Genomic DNA, 16491 nt, shown 5'->3' on the forward strand with positions numbered 1-16491 from the left:
ATATCGTCGCGATGCTTCCGTATCTGGCGCACCAGGCCGCATTCGGCGCGGTCGCCGCGGCCGGCTTCGGCGTGCTGTTCAATTTCGGCGGTCGGCCGCTGGTGTGGTGCGCGGTCGCCGGCGCGCTGGCGCTCGCCATCCGCACCGTCAGCCAGAAGTCCGGCGTCAGCCTCGAGGCCGCGACGTTTCTGGCGGCGGCCGGGACTTCCTGCGTGGCGATCCTGCTGCGGCGCTGGCTCGGCCCCGCCTGCAACGCGATCGCGCTGGCCGGATGCATCCCGATGGTGCCGGGCGCGTTTTTCGGTCAGGCGATGCTCGGCTACATGTCGGTCGCGGCCGACACGTCGGGCCAGTCGGTGGGACAGCTCGTGGCTTCGGCCCAGGCCTTCATCCGCGTCGTCTCGATCGTCGGCGCGATCGGTGCCGGGCTGGCGATCCCGGCCTATCTGTTGCGGAGCCGGCAGTTCTGAGCAAGGGTGCGCCCCTACCGCGCGAGCTGGGTCCGAGAGTGAATTCATGAAGATCGCCTTCGCCATCGTCACCCTGTTCTCGGCGGGTGGACTGCAGCGCGACTGCATGGCGCTGGCAAGCCGCCTTGCCGCACGCGGCCATGAGGTGACGATCTTTGCCGAGCGGCGGAAAGGCGAGATCCCGGCCGGCCTGACCGTCGAACTGCTGCCCAACCTCGCGCTCAGCAATCACAGTCGCGATCTGAAATTCGCCCAGGCCGTCGCAAAGCGCTGCGCCGGGCAGTTCGACCGGCTGGTCGGCTTCGGCAAGCTGCTCGACCTCGACGTGATCTATTGCGCCGATCCATGCCTCGCCGTACGCCGCGTCGGCTGGCTGGCGAGCTGGAGTTCGCGGCGGCGGACGCAGCTGCGGCTCGAGGAGTCGAGCTTCAAGCAGGGACAGAAGACGGCGTGCCTGCTGCTGAGCGCCAATCAGGCGCGCGACTTCCGCGCCGCGTGGTCCACCGAGCCGAAGCGGATCGAGGTGCTGCCGCCGACGATCGACCGGGCGCGACGGCACCCGTGAGCGGCTGCGCGAGAATCTCGGAATCGGCGAGCAGACTCTGCTGTGGCTGGCGATCGCCAACCAGCCGAGCGTCAAGGGGCTCGACCGCACCCTGGTGGCGATGAAAGGCATCCCGCAGGCGCGTCTGGCGATCGCCGGCATTCAGCCGAACAGCAAGCAGGCCGGGCAGGTGCGCGGCTGGGCGCGCGGCGTCGGCGTCGCCGATCGCGTGGAGATGCTCGGTTTCCGCTCCGACATTCCCCAGCTGATGGCCGCGGCCGATCTGCTGGTGCATCCGGCGCGCTACGACACCACCGGCACGGTGATCATCGAGAGCCTGATCAATGGCCTCCCGGTCATCACCACCGCCGAATGCGGCTACGCGCCTCACGTGCGCAAGGCCGATGCGGGACTCGTGATCCCGAGCCCGTTCGCGCAAGAGGCGCTCAACGACGCGCTCGGCACCGCGGCGTCTGCGGGCAAGCGCAATCGCTGGAGCCGCAACGGCATCGCCTATGGGGCGACCGAGCAGCTCTATGACGGCCTCGACCGCGCCGCTGATCTGATCGAGAACCCGCGCCTGCTCAAGGGTGTCTGAGCGCGCGAGGCTTTGGTCGTGGCGCGGCCGGCGGCGAGGGCGAACGGCGTCAGCGTGCGACGGCCGCGTGTGGACAAGGCAAATAGCTTTGATCCTGCGTCTCAGTTTCGCTCCGCGCGGCCGCTGGCGGCTTGAACTTCCCTGCGAACGTTGCGCTTTGGCGCAACGGAACTGGGGAGATTGCGAATGCGTCCAATCGGAGGTGCGGTGCTAGCCGCGTTGCTGCTGTCGGGATGCGCGTCGGTGACGCGCGGCACCACGGAAAACATCTCGATCGCCACCACGCCGTCCGGCGCGATCGCCAACGTCACCGGCACCGAGGCGCCGTTCAGCTGCGTGACGCCCTGCGCCGTCGAGGTCAACCGCAACGCCGACATCACCGTCAGCCTCAGCAAGGCCGGCTACGAGCCCCAGATCATCCCGCTGACCCGCGAAGTCACCGGCGGTGGCGGCGCGGGCTTCGCCGGCAACATCCTGCTCGGCGGCGTCGTCGGCATGGGCGTCGACGCCGCGACGGGCGCCGCGATGGATCACAAGCCGAACCCCGTGGTCGTGACGCTGCAGCCGGTCGCCCCGCCGCCAGTGGCCGCGCCGGCGGTCAGGCATCATCGCAAGCCGAAGGTGCCGGTAAGCTGAAGCCGCGCGAGGTTCGCGTCGGCGTGTGATGGCGTCGCGCGTGACCATCTCCACCGCGTCGACCGAAGTGGATACGGGCCATCCCCGGATCGCAGCGCGCTCCCTCTCCCGCCTGCGGGAGAGGGCTGGGGTGAGGGCGCCCCAGGCAGTGAATTAGCGACTTACTGAGAAGTGATTCAGCGCCCCGCGGAGAGGAGTGCCCGCACCCGGATCGCTCCGCGATCCGACCTCTCCCGCAAGCGGGAGAGGTTACGCCGCCGCTGGGGCAGCTCCGAACATATCGCCAATCTGACGGGCGGAGGTCGTCCTCAGAGCCAGTGGAAACCCTTCGCCATCAGCCCGGCAAGGCCCAGCGCGACGGCGATGATGGCCGTGAAAGTAATGCGGAAATCCGTTCTGGCTTGATCGCGCAACGACCGGACATCCGTCTTCACGTCCGCCATCTCCCGGCCAACGTGCTCCAGTGCCGCTTCGACTTTGGCGAGACGCGCTTCCATGCCATCAAATGTGCCATCGCCCGAAGCGACTTTCAATGGCTTCGCTTTGCCACTCATGATTTGGCTGCCGATCGATAAGGGAAACAGTATGTTCTCTACGCTTCAAAAGGTGCAAGCCGACGGAGGCGCGATCGAAAAGTCTGTTAGTGAACTATGTAGATTTGTTCACTCAATTGCGGCCGTGGCTCGCGCGCAAGCGGGAGCTTCGGCTAATGAGTCGACAAAGTCGGCGAGCTGCGGCCCACAGAACAGCCGAGGCCCGAGTTCCACCCAAGAAATGAGCAGAGGCGCCGGCGTCGCCGGAAACATCCGGCTCGGCGGCGTCGTCGGCATGGGCGTCGATGGATGCCCGCGACAGGCGCCGCGATGGGTCACAAGCCCAACAGTCGTGGTGACGCTGCAGCCGGTCGCCCCGCCGCCCGTGGCCGCGCCAGCGGTTAGGCATCATCGCAAGCCGAAGGTGCCGGTGAGCTGAAGAGCGGGGCGCCAACTTATGCCGGTAAACGAAGCTTCGCGCGATGCGCCCTCTAGAACCTATATCCAACAGCGCCCATTCCGCGGACGGAAAACATGATCCCGTCTTGTGATGAAGAACCCGCTGAGGCTATTCCCGGGCTTAAAATTGACGTCTGATCCTTCCGGAAAATCTCTGCATCGACGGCCGCGCGAGCGAAGAGTACCCCGAAATTGCGCTCGATTCCGATACCAAGCAACGCGGAAGGAAGCCAACTGCTAGTTGACAGCGCGGTCCTGGATCCGGAAGGTCCGTAAGAGTAACAAAATCTACTCGGATAGTAGCTGGCGCTTCGGCAAAGTCCGGGAATGCTACTCTCGTCGATTGTGAAGGTCTCTTTGATCTGGGACGCACCAAGTCCCACCTTTCCAAAGATCAGCCAGTCCTCAAAAGTCGCACCGGCACGAAATGACATGTGAAACCCGGCTTGATTTCGAAATGTGTACTCTGCGGATCCCGAAAAGTTCTGGCTTGTGAAGTAATCTGTGACTGTTGAACTCGCAGATTTCGATGTCTCTTCACCAAGAAAACGGCCCGAGAATTCGACGCCCGCTATACCGGATGAGCCCACGGGAATATTGAACCCGGCTAGTGCAATGACGCCGCTGCCGATCGGGTTGCTGTCAGGTGTTAACGCATAATATCCATAGTTTAGTTGAGAAGATGCGGACGCGTTTCGGCCCGTAGAGATCCCGTACCCGCCGCCGATCGCTGCGTAGTAACCTGAGAATGACGAGTTTGGCGGAGCGACTTCTCTAGTCGGAATAGGGTTTCTTGATGCGCGAACGGCGGCCATCGCGCCTTCATTAACTGTAGTTCGAGTTGTGGTTTCGGTCGCTGGCTGGTCACCTGTGCCGCGCGCAATTGCCTCAAAGCATGCGAGGCGCTCTCGGCTGCTTGAGCGTGACGAGCAGAATTTCAGATTTTCAGAGACGTCTGCAACAACATTCGTTGCCATAACGCAGGGTGCAAGTGCTCCCACTATCACAATGAAAGTTCTCACTTCTAATCACCTTCGCAGCAATGAATGAGCAAGCATATCAAATCAGTGTAGACTGCTTGTGCTCAGGTTATTATGTGGCCAATAGACAGCTAATCTTTCAAATATCCGAACTGAATTCGCAAGCACTCATAAGGGATGATAAGGGCTGCCAACAGTTGCAATGGCAACGGCTTAAATTGCGGCGGTTCTCGATTTCGGAGGGCTGTGGACGATGTCGGTTGGAGCCCGACATCCGGCTAACGCTCTCAAGCGTGTCGCCGGTGCCACCCGCATGGTACCGCGTTGGAAGCGGAAAATCCTCAGTGGCGATCCCAGCAGGATTCGAACCTGCAACCCGCGGAGTAGAAATCCGCTACTCTATCCAGTTGAGCTATGGGACCGTCGGGGATGCTTCTAGCACCGCGGATACAAAAAATCCGCCCCCGAGACAACTCTCCGCACACCATATCCGAACCATTTGCCGCGCTGCCGCGTCCAACCGGGGCGGCGCGTTGTGTTCGGCGCGCGGGCACGCGAAGATGCGAATCTGATGGATCGGCGATCGACATCGGGCCGGCACGGCCCTGCGCGCGGACCGGCGCGTCCGAACGGGCTCGCGCGGCGCCATCAGGGCGTCATTTTACAGGCATTTGGTTTCGTCTCGGAACGCGGCATTCGTTCGCGGCAGGGGAGTTCGACATGATCGGTTGGGTTCGCACCATTGCGTTGTGCACGGCGCTGGCGCTCGGCAGCGCCTCCGCCCTGGCCGCCGACAAGGCTTTCAAGCGGGACGATCTGGCGGATTCGGCGATCAAGCTGGAGGCCCAGATCAAGAGCGAGGCGGGGGCGGTCGCCAAGCCGGCGGCGAGCCTGAAGGCCGATGCCGATGCCGCGCTGAGGCGCGGGGATTACCGCACCGGCTTGCAGATCATGGGGCAGATCGCGGCGGTCGATCCGGCCGACGGCAGCAATTGGCTGCGGCTGGCCAAGACCGTGTTCCAGATCAAGGCGCCGACCAGTTCCGAACAGACCTTCCTGCTCGAGCGCGCCTCGACCGCCGCCTATATCGCCTATCAGCGCGCCGGCAATGCCGGCGAGGAGGCCGATGCGCTGGCCGTGCTCGGCCGCTCGATGGCCGACCGGCGGCTGTGGCGGCCGGCGCTCGATACGCTGCGGCTGTCGCTCGATTTGCGCGAGGTCGCGGACGTGCGCGGGCGCTACGAGAAGCTGCGCGACGATCACGGCTTCCGGCTGCTCGATTACACCGTCGATTCGGATTCGGCGTCGCCGCGGGCCTGCTTCCAGTTCTCCGAGGACCTCGCCAAGCGCACCGACTTCGCGCCGTATCTGGCGCTGGCCGGCACCGACAAGCCGGCGCTGACCTCGGAAGACAAGCAGCTCTGCGTCGAAGGCCTCAAGCACGGCGAGCGCTACAACATCAATCTGCGCGCCGGCCTGCCGTCGACCGTCAAGGAGACGCTGCCGAAATCGGCGGAGTTCAACATCTATGTCCGCGATCGCAAGCCGCTGGTGCGGTTCACCGGCCGCGCCTATGTGCTGCCGCGCACCGGCCAGCGCGGCATCCCGCTGGTCAGCGTCAACACCCCGACCGTGTCGGTGCAGGTGTTCCGGATCGGCGACCGCAACCTGATCAACACCGTGGTCGACAGCGACTTCCAGCGCACGCTGAGCCGCTACCAGCTCGACGACCTCGGCAGCCAGCGCGGCGCCAAGGTGTGGTCGGGCGAACTCGACACCGCCCCGGCGGCGCTGAACGCCGACGTGACCACCGCGTTTGCGGTCGACCAGGTGCTCGGCGAGCTGCAGCCCGGCGTCTATGTGATGACCGCCGCGCCGAAGGCCCCGGTGGCGAACACCGACGACGACGGCCAGCTCGCAACGCAGTGGTTCATCGTCTCCGATCTCGGCGTCACCGCATTCTCGGGCAACGACGGCATCCACGTCTTCGTCAATTCGCTGGCCTCGACCGATCCGGTCGGCAAAGCCGAGGTCCGGCTGATCGCCCGCAACAACGAGATCCTCGCCACCCGCAAGACCGACGAGTCCGGCCACGTGCTGTTCGAGGCCGGGCTGGCGCGCGGCGAGGGCGGCATGTCGCCGGCGCTGCTGACGGTGACGGGCGAGAAGGCCGACTATGCGTTCCTCAGCCTGAAATCCAACGCCTTCGATCTGTCCGACCGCGGCGTTTCCGGCCGCGCGGTGCCGGCCGGGGCCGACGCCTTCGTCTATACCGAGCGCGGCGTTTATCGCTCCGGCGAGACCGTGCATCTCACCGCGCTGCTGCGCGATGGCCAGGGCAATGCGCTGGTCGGCGGGCCGATGACGCTGGTGGTGGAGCGGCCGGACGGCGTCGAATATCGCCGCGCCGTGCTGTCCGACCAGGGCGCTGGCGGCCGCAGCCTCGACGTCGCGCTGAATTCGGCGGTGCCGACCGGCACCTGGAGGGTCCGCGCATTCACCGATCCGAAAGGTGCGAGCATCGGCGATACCACCTTCATGGTCGAGGACTATGTCCCGGACCGGATCGAATTCGATATTTCCACCAAGGACAAGCAGATCAAAGCTGATGCTCCTGTGGAACTGAAGGTCGACGGCCGCTTCCTGTACGGCGCGCCGGCTTCGGGCCTCGCGCTGGAAGGCGACCTGCTGGTCGCGCCGGCCGACGGCCGCCCCGGCTACGCGGGCTATCAGTTCGGCGTCGCCGACGAGGAGACCACCAGCAACGAGCGCACGCCGCTGGAGAACCTGCCCGAAGCCGACGCCAATGGCAGCGCGACCTTCCCGGTCAGCCTGCCGAAGCCGCCGTCCTCGACGCGGCCGCAGGAGGCGCAGATCTTCATCCGGATGCGTGAGGCCGGCGGCCGCGCGGTGGAGCGCAAGCTGGTGTTGCCGGTCGCGCCGTCGGCGGCGATGATCGGCGTCAAGCCGCTGTTCACCGAGAAGAACGTCGCCGAGGGCGACAACGCCAAGTTCGAGGTCGCCTTCGTGGCGCCGGACGGCACCGCGCTGGCGCGCTCCGGCCTGCGCTACGAGCTCTTGAAGATCGAGTCGCACTACCAGTGGTACCGGCAGAACTCGTCCTGGGATTATGAGCCGGTGAAGTCGACCAAGCGCGTCGCCGATGGCGACGTGGCGGTCGCGCCCGGCAAGCCCGGCCAGCTGTCGTTCCAGCCGGAGAGCGGCCGCTACCGGCTCGACGTCAAGACCGCCGATGCCGACGGCCCGATCACCTCGGTGCAGTTCGATGTCGGCTGGTATTCGGACGGTTCCGCCGACACGCCGGACCTGCTCGAGACCTCGGTCGACAAGCCTGAATACGCCTCCGGCGACACCATGACGGTGACCGTCAATGCGCGGACCGCGGGCCTGTTAACCGTGAACGTGCTCGGCGATCGCCTGCTGACTACGCAGTCGGTGGCGGTGAAGCAGGGCTCGTCGCAGGTCAAGCTGCCGGTCGGCAAGGATTGGGGCACCGGCGCCTATGTGGTGACGACGCTGCGCCGGCCGCTCGACGCGGCGGCGCAGCGCATGCCCGGCCGCGCCATCGGCGTGCAATGGGTGTCGATCGACAAGAAGGCCCGCACGCTTGCGGTGACGCTGTCGCCGCCGGCGCTGGTGCGGCCGTCGACGACGATGAAGCTGCCTGTGAAACTCGGCGGGCTCGCGCCGGGCGAAGACGCCAAGATCGTGGTCGCCGCCGTCGATGTCGGCATCCTCACTCTGACCGGCTACAAGCCGCCGGCGCCGGACGATTACTATCTCGGCCAGCGCCGCATGACCTCGGAGATCCGCGATCTCTATGGCCAATTGATCGACGGCATGCAGGGCACCCGTGGCCAGATCCGCTCCGGTGGCGACTCCGCCGGCGCCGAGCTGCAGGGCAGTCCGCCCACGCAGAAGCCGCTAGCGCTGTATTCCGGCATCGTTACCGTCGGGCCCGATGGCTCAGCGGAGATCAGCTTCGACATTCCGGACTTCGCCGGCACCGCGCGGGTGATGGCGGTGGCGTGGACCGCCACCAAGGTCGGCCGCGCCAATGTGGATGTCACTGTGCGTGACCCGGTGGTGCTGACCGCGACGCTGCCGCGCTTCCTGCGCAACGGCGACCGCGGCACGCTGGCGTTCGATCTCGACAATGTCGAAGGCGCGCCGGGCGACTATGCCATCACGGTCAGCGCGACCGGTCCGGTGAAACTGTCCGGTCCCGCCTCGACCACGATGAAGCTCGCCGCAAAGCAGCGTGGCTCGGCCTCGCTGGCGATCGATGGCGGCGGTGCCGGCACCGCGGCGCTCGCTGTGGCGATCAGCGGACCGAACGGGCTATCGTTGACGCGCAGCTACGCGCTCGACGTCCGTCCCGCCAACCAGACGCTGGCGCGTCGGTCGGTCCGGACGCTCGCCAAGCAGGAGAGCCTGACGCTGACCGGCGACATGTTCTCCGACCTGGTGCCGGGCACCGGCAGCGTGTCGCTGTCGGTCAGCCAGTCGCCGGCGCTCGACGCCGCCACCATTCTGAAGGCGCTCGACCGCTATCCGTTCGGTTGCTCCGAGCAGATCGCCAGCCGCGCGCTGCCGCTGCTCTACGTCAACGATCTCGCCGCCGGCGCGCATCTGGCGATGGACACGGCTGCCGACGAGCGGATCCGCAATTCGATCGACCGACTGTTGGCCCGCCAGGGCTCGAACGGCTCGTTCGGGCTGTGGTCGACCGGCGGCGACGATGCCTGGCTCGACGCCTATGTCACCGACTTCCTGACGCGGGCGCGCGAGAAGAACTTCGTCGTGCCCGACGTCGCGTTCCGCAGCGCGCTCGACCGCATCCGCAACGCGGTGGTCAACGCCGAGGAGCCGGAGAAGGACGGCGGCCGCAACCTCGCTTACGGGCTGTATGTGCTGGCCCGCAACGGCGTCGCGCCGATCGGCGACCTGCGCTATCTCGCCGACACCAAGCTCGACAAGCTGGCGACGCCGATCGCCAAGTCGCAGCTCGCGGCGGCGCTGGCGCTGGTCGGTGACCGCACCCGCGCCGAGCGGGTCTTTGCGGCGGCGGCCGGCGATCTGGCACCGAAGCCGGTGATTCAGTTCGGCCGCGTCGACTACGGCTCGGCGCTGCGCGACGCCGCCGCGCTGGTGTCGCTCGCCAGCGAGGGCAACGCGCCGAAGGCGACGCTGACCACGGCCGTGCAGCGCGTCGAAGCGGCGAGGGGCCTGACGCCCTACACCTCGACGCAGGAGAATGCGTGGCTGGTGCTGGCGGCGCGCGCGCTCGCCAAGGAGCCGATCAGCCTCGATCTCAACGGCAGTACGATCAAGACCGCGCTGTATCGCAGCTACAAGGCCGACGAGGTGAAGACCGAAGCGGTGAAGATCGCCAATGCCGGAGACGCTCCGGTGCAGGCGGTGGTGACGGTCAGTGGTTCGCCGCTGACGCCGGAGCCGGCCGCCAGCAATGGCTTCAAGATCGAGCGCAACTACTTCACGCTCGCCGGCGAGCCGGCCGACATCACCAAGGCGAAGCAGAACGATCGCTTTGCGGTGGTGCTGACGATCACCGAGGCCAAGCCGGAATACGCGCATGTGATGGTGGCGGACTATCTGCCCGCCGGTCTCGAGATCGACAATCCGCATCTGGTGTCGTCGGGTGATGCCGGCACGCTGGACTGGATCGAAAACGGCCAGGAGCCGGTCAACACCGAATTCCGGGACGACCGCTTCACCGCCGCGATCGATCGCAACACCGAGGACAAGGCGGTGTTCACCGTCGCCTACGTGGTCCGCGCCGTCTCGCCCGGCAAATACGTGCTGCCGCAAGCCGTCGTCGAGGACATGTACAACCCGTCGCGCTACGGCCGCACCAACACCGGCACCGTGGAGGTGAAGGCGGCGAAATGAGTGAGGAGCCGACCAACTCCGATCCGGCTGCCGCCGAGGCTTCGTGTCCCGGGCGCGGTGCAGCACGCAGTGCTGCTCCGCAGACCCGGGACCCCGGTTCGGCGGCCGACGTCACCGGGCCCCCGGATCAGCAGCGCACCACGCCGCAAGCGCGGCGCACTGCGCTGCATCCGGGGAACGGGCGCTTGCGGATGGGGTGAGGTGAAATGAGTGATGAGCCGACCGATACGCCAGCAGCGTCGCGAGCGGTGGTGACGCCCACCACGGCGTCATTGCGAGCGCAGCGAAGCAATCCAGCGCCACGCGTGCGGCGTGGATTGCTTCGTCGCTTCGCTCCTCGCAATGACGCGCGGAGGGGGTGGTGGTGGATCAAGACGTCCGCGCTCGTTTCGGCACTCCTCATCGTCGTCGCAATCGGCAGTCTCGTAGCCTACGCCGTCTCGCTCGGGCCGCTTCCCCTCGACGAAGCCCGCAAGACCTCGGTCACGGTCGTAGATCGCCACGGCAAGCTGCTGCGGGCCTATGCGATGGCGGATGGGCGGTGGCGGTTGCCGGTGGATGCCACGAGCGGCGTCGATCCGCGCTATCTGCAGCAACTGCTCGCCTATGAAGACAAGCGGTTCTGGTCGCATCACGGCGTTGACCCGCTGGCGGTCGGGCGCGCGGCGCTGCAGTTCGTCACCCGTGGCCACATCGTGTCGGGCGGCTCGACCATCACCATGCAGCTGGCGCGGCTGATGGAGCCGCGGCGCGAACGCTCGATCACTGCGAAGCTGCACCAGATGGTGCGCGCCGTCGAACTCGAACGCCGGCTCAGCAAGCAGCAGATCCTCGACCTTTATCTGACGCTGGCGCCCTATGGCGGCAATCTCGAAGGTATCCGCGCGGCGTCGATCGCTTACTTCGGCAAGGAACCGAAGCGGCTGTCGCTGTCGGAATCCGCGCTGCTGGTGGCGCTGCCGCAGTCGCCCGAAACGCGCCGGCTCGATCGCCATCCGCAAGTCGCGCAGGCGGCGCGCGACCGCGTGTTGGCCCGGATGGTCGAAGACGGCGTAGTCAGCGCCGAGGACGCCGCGCAGGCGAGGGCGGTGCCGGTGCATCGCCAGCGCAAGCCGATGCCGATCCTGGCGCCGCATTCCGCCGATCAGGCGACCTCCGCCGTGAAGGACTCGCCGCTGATCCGGCTGACGCTCGACGCCGGCGTCCAGCGCGCGCTGGAATCGCTGGCGCGCGACCGGGCGCTGGCGCTCGGTCCCGACATCTCGATCGGCATTCTGGCGGTCGACAACGAGTCGGGCGACGTGCTCGCCCATGTCGGCTCGGCCGACTATTTCGACGACCGCCGCGCCGGGCAGGTCGACATGACCCGCGCGGTACGCTCGCCGGGCTCGACGCTGAAGCCGTTCATCTACGGCCTCGCCTTCGAGGACGGCTTCGTTCATCCGGAAAGCCTGATCGATGACCGGCCGGTGCGGTTCGGGGTCTATGCGCCCGAGAACTTCGACATGACGTTCCAGGGCACGGTGCCGGTGCGCAAGGCGCTGCAGCTGTCGCTCAACGTGCCGGCGATCGAGCTGCTCGACCGCGTCGGCGCGAGCCGGCTGGCATCGCGGCTGAAACAGGCCGGCGCCGGCTTGGTGCTGCCGAACGGCGAGGCGCCCGGACTGGCGATGGGGCTGGGCGGCGTCGGCATCCGGCTGGCCGACCTGGTGCAGCTCTACGCCGGCGTCGCGCGCCTCGGCAATGTCCTGCCGCTGCAGGAAATCGCCAGCGACTCCAAGGCCGAACGCGAGACTCTGCGTCTGATGGATAAAGTCGCGGCCTGGCAGGTCGGCAACGTGCTGCTCGGCACCCCGCCGCCGGAGAACGCCGCGCGCAACCAGATCGCGTTCAAGACCGGCACCTCTTATGGCTACCGCGACGCCTGGTCGGTCGGGTTCGACGGCAAGATCACGATCGGCGTCTGGGTTGGCCGTCCCGACGGCGCGCCGGTGCCCGGCCTGATCGGCCGCGCAGCCGCCGCACCTGTCCTGTTCGACGCATTTGCCCGAACCAACCAGCTCCGCGCGCCGCTGCCAAAGCCGCCGCGCGGCGCGTTGATCGCCGGCAACGCGCAGCTGCCACTGCCGCTGCGCCGGTTCCGGCCGGCCGGCGATCTGGTCCGCGCCGGCAGCGAGCAGGCGCTGCGGATCCAGTTTCCGCTGAACGGCTCGCGGATCGACGCGGTCAGCCAGGCCTCGACAGGGGCGCTGCCCGTGAAGGTCGCCGGCGGGGTGCTGCCGATGACCGTGATGGTCAACGGCATCGCGGCCGGCGAGATCGACGGACGGCGTCAGCGGCTGATCGCGCCGCCGGGTCCCGGCTTCGTCCGCGTCACCGTGATGGACGCGGTCGGCGCTGCAGACACAGTCGTGGTGAGAATCCAGTAGCTGCCCCGGCCAAGTGGTTGTCCGCCTATCGGTTTCAGCGTATGCGAAACCGATGATCCAAACCTCTGCATCCGCCCGTTTCGGCGCCCCTCGCGAGCCCAGGAAGGCCATGGACCCCGGTCGCGGGCTCGTGGCCGTGCTGGATTTCGTGTCCATCAGCCACCTTCGCGCGGTGGTTTTTCTGGCGCTGCTCGGTCTGGTGTTCTTCCTGCCGGGGTTCTTCAACATCCCGCCGATCGACCGCGACGAGGCGCGCTTCGCGCAGGCCACCAAGCAGATGGTCGAGACCGGCGATCTGGTCGACATCCGCTTCCAGGACGAGGTTCGCTACAAGAAGCCGGTGGGCATCTACTGGCTGCAGGCGGCGGTGGTGGAAACCGCCTCGAAGATGGGGCTGCCGCGCGCCGAGGTTCGGATCTGGCTGTACCGCGTTCCCTCGATGCTGGGGGCGATCGGCGCGGTGCTGATGACCTATTGGGCCGCGCTGGCGTTCGTCGGACGGCGAGGCGCCGTGGTCGCCGGGTTGCTGCTGTGCAGCTGCATCCTGCTCGGCGTCGAGGCGCGGCTGGCCAAGACCGACGCGTTCCTGCTGTTCACCGTTACCGCCGCCATGGGCGCGATGGCGCATATCTATCTGGCCTGGCAGCGCGGCGACGACCGCACCAATTCCTGGGCGACGCCGGCGATCTTCTGGACCGCGATTGCGGCAGGCATCCTGCTGAAGGGCCCGCTGATCCTGATGTTCATTGCCCTGACGGTGATCCCGCTGGCGATCATCGACCGCTCGGCGGCGTGGCTGTGGCGGTTGAAGCCGATGATCGGCGTGCCGTGGGTGCTGTTGCTGGTGCTGCCGTGGTTCATCGCGATCTTCCTGCGCGCCGGCGACACCTTCTTCGCCGACTCCGTCGGCGGCGACATGCTGAGCAAGATCGCCAGCCCGAAGGAATCGCACGGCGCGCCGCCCGGCCTGTACTTCCTGCTGTTCTGGGTGACGTTCTGGCCCGGCGCGCCGCTGGCCGCGATGGCGGCGCCGGCGGTGTGGCGGGCGCGGCGCGAGCCGGGCGCGCAATTTCTGCTGGCGTGGCTGATCCCGTCCTGGATCGTGTTCGAAATCGTCATCACCAAACTGCCGCACTACGTGCTGCCGCTGTATCCGGCGATCGCCATCATGACGGCGGGCGCGATCGAGCGCAGCGTGCTGTCGCGCTCCTGGCTCACCAAGGGCGCGGCGTGGTGGTTCGCGATTCCGGTGCTGGTGCTGTCGCTGGCGATCGTCGGCGCCATCATCCTCACCCGGCAGCCGGTATTCCTGGCCTGGCCGTTCATCGCCGCGTCGCTGATCTTTCGGGCTGTTCGCGTGGCGGCTGTTCGACCAGAACCGCGCCGAGGCGTCGCTGCTCAATGCCGCGCTGGCGTCGCTGTTCCTGATGACCGCGACGCTCGGCGTCGTGGTGCCGAAGCTGCGGCCGGTGTTTCCGAGCGTCGAGATCGCCCAGGCCTTGCGCCAGGTGGTGTGCGTAGGACCCAAGGCCGCCGCCGTCGGCTACCACGAGCCGAGTCTCGTTTTCATGACAGGCACCGACACGCTGCTCACCGACGGCTCCGGTGCGGCCGACTTCCTGCTCGGCGGCAGCTGCCGGTTCGCGCTGGTCGAGGCGCGCAGCGAGCGTGCCTTTGCGGCGCGCGCCGAGGCGATCGGGCTGCGCTACAATGTGGCGACACGGATCGAAGGCTACAACTTCTCGCAGGGCAAGCCGGTCTCGATCGCGATCTTCCGTTCGGAAGGCACACAGTAGGATGAGGCGGGACCGGCGCGGCTACGCCGCGGAACTCGCCGCCGTGATCGGTCGGTCGCTGGCGCGGCTGGTCCGCGAACCCTCACACTCGCGCCGCGCCGAGGCAGGGCGCCGGTGGGCACGCCATGCGCTGCTGATCTCCGCGGTTCTGGCGGTCGCGGTGGTTTTCCTGATGGTGGCGATCGATGCGTTCGAGATCGGGCTGATGCCGCCGCGCGGCACGCCCAGCCTGTGGCCGATTAAGATCCTGACCGACTTCGGCAAGTCTGCCTATGTGCTGTGGACGCTGGCCGGGCTGCTGGGGTTGGTCGCGCTGCTGCTGCCGCTGCTGGACGGCGTCTCCCGCGCGGTGATGATCGGGATCGGCACGCGGCTGCAATTCGTGTTTCTGGCGATCTTGGTGCCGGTCTCGGCCGGCGAAGTGCTGAAGGGCGTGATCGGCCGCGGCCGCCCGTTCGTCGGCGGCGCCGCCAACCCGTACAATTTCTCGCCGTTGTCGTGGACCGAGGCCTATGCCAGCCTGCCGTCGGGCCACGCCATCACGGCGTTCGCCCTGGCCTTCGCGGTCGGCGCGCTGTTTCCCCGGCTGCGGGCCGTCATGTTGCTGTATGCGCTGGTGATCGCGCTGACCCGGCTGGTGCTGTTGGCGCATCATCCGAGCGACGTCGTCGCCGGCGCCATGGTCGGCACGATCGGCGCGATGGCGGTGCGCTACTGGTTCGCGGCTCGCCGGCTCGCCTTCACCATCCGCCCGGACGGCACCATCGAACCGCTGCCGGGACCGTCCTGGGACCGACTCAAAAAGGTTGCCGAGGGCCGCCCAGCCCCATAAGAAGCGGTCGCGCCTGCGGGCGCCCGGCCGCGCCTTCCTGTCGGCCCCGGATTGTTCCGAACCATGCCTGAATCCATGTCAGACCCCGGCGCGCCGCTTGCGGTGTCCATTGTGGTGCCGGTGCGCAACGAGGCCGACAATGTCGCGCCGCTGATCGCCGAGATCGCCGCCGCGCTCGACGGGCGCTGGGCCTACGAGATCGTCTATGTCGACGACGGCTCGACGGACGCTACCCCTCAGCGGCTTGCCGACCTGCGGCGTGCACGCGCCAATCTGCGCCAGATCCGTCACGCCAAGTCCTGCGGCCAGTCCGCGGCGGTGCGCACCGGCGTCCGCGCCGCGCGCGGCGCGATCGTGGCGACGCTGGACGGCGACGGCCAGAACAACCCCGCCTTCATCCCGGACCTGATCCGTGCCATCGAGCAGGGCGGTGATCGCTTCGGGCTCGCTGCCGGCCAGCGCGTCGGCCGCAAGGACACCGGCTTCAAGAAGCTGCAATCCAAAGTCGCCAACAAGGTGCGTGGCGCGATTCTGAAAGACGGCACCCGCGATTCCGGCTGCGGCCTGAAGGCGTTTCGCCGCGATGTGTTCTTGGCGCTGCCGTATTTCGATGGCTTGCATCGTTTCCTGCCGGCGCTGGTGCGCCGGGAGGGCTACGAGATCGCCTATGTCGACGTCGCCGACCGGCCGCGGCTGTCGGGCGTCTCCAACTACGGTTTCTTCGACCGGCTGTGGGTCGGTTTGATGGATCTCGCCGGCGTGTGGTGGCTGATCCGCCGCAAGAAGGCCGTGCCGGCCGCGACCGAGGTGACAGAATGCTGATCCAATACGGCCAGGCGCTCGGCGACTACATGTACGACGTGTTCGTCGCCAAGTTCGATTTCTGGCTCGCCTTCGGGCTCGTCGCGCAACTGCTGTTCACTGCGCGCTTTCTGGTGCAGTGGATCTCCAGCGAGCGCGCCGGCAAGAGCGTGGTGCCGATGGCGTTCTGGTTCTTCTCGATGGGCGGCGGACTGATGACGCTGATCTACGGCATCGCCAAGCGCGAGCCGGTGATCATCCTCGGCCAGGGACTGGCGACGATCATCTACATCCGCAACATCATGCTGATCATCAAGTCCCACGCCAAGGGCTCGGAGAGCCTGTCGAACTGAGCGTTGGCGGAGCGTCTAGACAACGGCTGCGATCGCGTTTGGACTCCGGTCCCTCCACGTCATTGCGAGCGCAGCGAAGCAATCCAGATACGCCGTGCACAACGCATCTGGATTGCTTCGTCGCTT

General features: G+C 67.0%; 10 protein-coding genes, 1 tRNA gene and 2 pseudogenes. 11 read left to right on the forward strand and 2 right to left on the reverse strand.

The annotated features are described in order from the left end of the window. Positions 1-11: 11 nt before the first annotated feature. The 4 genes from IP86_RS05975 (at position 12) to IP86_RS05985 (ending at position 2248) form a co-directional block, all read left to right on the forward strand. A complete protein-coding gene (locus IP86_RS05975) occupies positions 12-470 on the forward strand; it encodes a threonine/serine exporter family protein (protein WP_303626002.1) in 459 nt (152 codons plus the stop codon). Between the two features lie 46 nt (positions 471-516). Beyond that, entirely contained in the window at positions 517-1035 is a 519-nt protein-coding gene (locus tag IP86_RS29300) for a glycosyltransferase family 4 protein (RefSeq protein ID WP_245290546.1), read from the forward strand. A gap of 52 nt (positions 1036-1087) precedes the next feature. Next, positions 1088-1612, forward strand: a complete 525-nt coding sequence (locus IP86_RS29305) for a glycosyltransferase (RefSeq protein WP_245290549.1) — start codon at positions 1088-1090, stop codon at positions 1610-1612. Between the two features lie 186 nt (positions 1613-1798). Continuing rightward, positions 1799-2248: a translation initiation factor 2 gene (locus tag IP86_RS05985; RefSeq protein ID WP_054161601.1), complete on the forward strand. Its 450-nt coding sequence runs from the start codon at positions 1799-1801 to the stop codon at positions 2246-2248. A gap of 308 nt (positions 2249-2556) precedes the next feature. On the opposite strand, the gene IP86_RS05990 is transcribed toward IP86_RS05985, so the two are convergent. After that, on the reverse strand, positions 2557-2802 hold the full coding sequence (locus IP86_RS05990) for a hypothetical protein (protein ID WP_197279650.1): 246 nt from the start codon (positions 2800-2802) through the stop codon (positions 2557-2559). Between the two features lie 223 nt (positions 2803-3025). Between IP86_RS05990 and IP86_RS29680 the strand changes: the two are divergent. Continuing rightward, positions 3026-3220: pseudogene (locus tag IP86_RS29680) on the forward strand (translation initiation factor 2); the annotation flags it as partial. A gap of 1345 nt (positions 3221-4565) precedes the next feature. Here IP86_RS29680 and IP86_RS05995 read toward each other — a convergent pair. Next, positions 4566-4642 (reverse strand) — tRNA-Arg (locus tag IP86_RS05995). Between the two features lie 298 nt (positions 4643-4940). On the opposite strand from IP86_RS05995, the gene IP86_RS06000 reads away from it, so the two are divergent. The 6 genes and pseudogenes from IP86_RS06000 to IP86_RS06025 all read left to right on the forward strand — a co-directional run bounded on the left by IP86_RS06000 (position 4941) and on the right by IP86_RS06025 (position 16365). Further along, on the forward strand, positions 4941-10154 hold the full coding sequence (locus IP86_RS06000) for an alpha-2-macroglobulin family protein (protein ID WP_054161602.1): 5214 nt from the start codon (positions 4941-4943) through the stop codon (positions 10152-10154). 206 nt (positions 10155-10360) lie between these two features. Further along, positions 10361-12583, forward strand: a complete 2223-nt coding sequence (pbpC, locus tag IP86_RS06005) for a penicillin-binding protein 1C (RefSeq protein ID WP_082363866.1) — start codon at positions 10361-10363, stop codon at positions 12581-12583. Between the two features lie 52 nt (positions 12584-12635). Then, positions 12636-14379: pseudogene (locus IP86_RS06010) on the forward strand (ArnT family glycosyltransferase). 1 nt (position 14380) lies between these two features. Continuing rightward, positions 14381-15211: a phosphatase PAP2 family protein gene (locus IP86_RS06015; RefSeq protein WP_054161604.1), complete on the forward strand. Its 831-nt coding sequence runs from the start codon at positions 14381-14383 to the stop codon at positions 15209-15211. Positions 15212-15274: 63 nt separating this feature from the next. Then, positions 15275-16033: a glycosyltransferase family 2 protein gene (locus IP86_RS06020; protein WP_054161605.1), complete on the forward strand. Its 759-nt coding sequence runs from the start codon at positions 15275-15277 to the stop codon at positions 16031-16033. After that, positions 16027-16365 carry a lipid-A-disaccharide synthase N-terminal domain-containing protein gene (locus tag IP86_RS06025; RefSeq protein WP_054161606.1) on the forward strand — a complete coding sequence of 113 codons (339 nt, stop codon included), beginning with the start codon at positions 16027-16029 and terminating at the stop codon, positions 16363-16365. The genes IP86_RS06020 and IP86_RS06025 overlap by 7 nt, the downstream gene beginning before the upstream one ends. The last annotated feature ends 126 nt before the right edge of the window (positions 16366-16491 follow it).

It is taken from the genome of Rhodopseudomonas sp. AAP120, assembly GCF_001295845.1.
Classification (GTDB): domain Bacteria; phylum Pseudomonadota; class Alphaproteobacteria; order Rhizobiales; family Xanthobacteraceae; genus Rhodopseudomonas.

Coding starts and splice junctions, on each gene's coding strand:
- IP86_RS05975 (WP_303626002.1), top strand. CDS start 12: ATGCTTCCGTATCTGGCGCACCAGGCCGCATTCGGCGCGGTCGCCGCG.
- IP86_RS29300 (WP_245290546.1), top strand. CDS start 517: ATGAAGATCGCCTTCGCCATCGTCACCCTGTTCTCGGCGGGTGGACTG.
- IP86_RS05985 (WP_054161601.1), top strand. CDS start 1,799: ATGCGTCCAATCGGAGGTGCGGTGCTAGCCGCGTTGCTGCTGTCGGGA.
- IP86_RS05990 (WP_197279650.1), bottom strand. CDS start 2,802: ATGAGTGGCAAAGCGAAGCCATTGAAAGTCGCTTCGGGCGATGGCACA.
- IP86_RS06000 (WP_054161602.1), top strand. CDS start 4,941: ATGATCGGTTGGGTTCGCACCATTGCGTTGTGCACGGCGCTGGCGCTC.
- pbpC (WP_082363866.1), top strand. CDS start 10,361: ATGAGTGATGAGCCGACCGATACGCCAGCAGCGTCGCGAGCGGTGGTG.
- IP86_RS06015 (WP_054161604.1), top strand. CDS start 14,381: ATGAGGCGGGACCGGCGCGGCTACGCCGCGGAACTCGCCGCCGTGATC.
- IP86_RS06020 (WP_054161605.1), top strand. CDS start 15,275: ATGCCTGAATCCATGTCAGACCCCGGCGCGCCGCTTGCGGTGTCCATT.
- IP86_RS06025 (WP_054161606.1), top strand. CDS start 16,027: ATGCTGATCCAATACGGCCAGGCGCTCGGCGACTACATGTACGACGTG.